This window comes from Candidatus Obscuribacterales bacterium (assembly GCA_036703605.1).
GTDB lineage: Bacteria > Cyanobacteriota > Cyanobacteriia > RECH01 > RECH01 > RECH01.
The window spans coordinates 1-1,738 of record DATNRH010000551.1 but is presented as its reverse complement, the minus strand read 5'-3'; the positions used below and the strand labels follow the sequence as shown (position 1 = coordinate 1,738).

Genomic DNA, 1,738 nt, shown 5'->3' with positions numbered 1-1,738 from the left:
TGGGTCAGGTCAGTGGGATTTAGCCCTGATGGTCAACACATCGTCTCCGGCAGCGATGATAGAACAGTGAGGCTATGGGACTTAGAGGGGAATCAAATCGGTCAACCCTTTCAAGGCCATGAAGATAGAGTCTGGTCAGTGGGATTTAGCCCTGATGGTCAACACATCGTCTCCGGCAGCGATGATAGAACAGTGAGGCTATGGGATTTAGAGGGAAATCAAATCGGCAACGCCTTTCAAGGCCATAAGGATTGGGTCTTGTCAGCGGGATTTAGCCCCGATGGTCAACACATCGTCTCCGGTAGCTCTGACAGCACTATTCGACTGTGGGACTTAGAGGGAAATCAGATCGGTCAACCCTTTCAAGGCCATGAGGATTGGGTCAGGTCAGCGGGGTTTAGCCCTGATGGTCAGCACATCGTCTCCGGCAGCTCTGACAGTACTCTTCGACTGTGGGACTTAGAGGGAAATCAAATTGGTCGACCCTTTCAAGGCCATGAAGATAAAGTCTGGTCAGTAGGATTTAGCCCCAATAATCAGTACATTGTCTCCGGCAGCTCTGACAGAACAGTGAGGCTGTGGGACTTAGAGGGAAACCAAATCGGTCAACCCTTTCAGGGTCATGAGGATAGGATTAGGTCAGTTGGAGTTAGCCCCGATGGTCAACGCATCGTCTCTGGCAGCTCTGATAGAACAGTGAGAATGTGGGACTTAGAAGGGTATCAAGTCGGCCAACCCTTTCAAGGCCATGACGATAGGGTATTGTCAGTGGAATTTAGCCCTGATAGTCAGTACATCGTCTCTGGCAGCGATGACAGCACTATCCGACTGTGGGACTTAGAGGGGAATCAAGTCGGCCAACCTTTTCAAGGCCATAAAGATAGGATTAGGTCAGTGAGATTTAGCCCCGATGGTCAGCGCATCGTCTCTGGCAGCGATGACAGCACTATCCGACTGTGGGACTTAGAGGGAAATCAAATCGGTCAACCCTTTCAAGGTCATGAGGATTGGATCTGGTCAGTGGGATTTAGCCCTGATGGTCGGTATATCGTTTCTGGAAGCTCTGACAGAAGCATCAGGCTGTGGCGAGGGGGCAATTGGCAGCAGGCTCTGGCGGTGTGTTGCAATCGGTTGCGTCATCATCCGGTCTTTAATCCGCCGAGGGATGAGTTGGCGCGGGAAGCTTGTGAGGTGTGCCGCAAGTATGTGTGGGAAAAGGAGAAGAGCCTTTAGATCCCCGACTTCTTCTACAGGCATCGCAAATAATTCGTGGAGCAAATGATAGAAGTCGGGGATCTGTTCTCTGGATGCGCAACCCACAGATAACCCCTACCGCATTCCAACCAATCCAAAGCTCCTCACCAGCCCTGAACCAGAGCCGCTGTTTACACAATGAAAAATTACTGTCCGATCATTTTCGCTAAAATGCCATTACATCCTTGGTGAAAATGCCTCCCATGACCTATTCCATTCCTACTGGCAACTCCTCCGCACTGCAATGGTTTGAAATGACAGAGGCGATCGCCGAGCGATTTAACCAAGAATTCCAGAACAAAAAGCCCGACCTCCCCGACGAAGTCCAAGCCCTCCCCATCTTCCTCGACTGGCAATCCGGCAAACTCCAAAACCGCATCGCCACCGAATTTTGGAATATCACTAAGCCAAAAAAAAGACAACGCTGTCTCGATATCGGTTGTGGTATCAGCTTTTTGATTTACCCTTGGCGCGACTGGAATGC

General features: G+C 50.5%; 2 protein-coding genes. Both read left to right on the top strand.

The window, feature by feature from the left end; all coding sequences use genetic code 11:
* A partial coding sequence (locus V6D20_11825) for a WD40 repeat domain-containing protein (GenBank protein ID HEY9816468.1) occupies window positions 1-1,233 on the top strand: 1,233 nt, incomplete at its 5' end.
* A 224-nt stretch (window positions 1,234-1,457) separates the two neighbouring features.
* The coding region (locus V6D20_11820; GenBank protein ID HEY9816467.1) for a hypothetical protein at window positions 1,458-1,738 on the top strand (281 nt) is incomplete at its 3' end.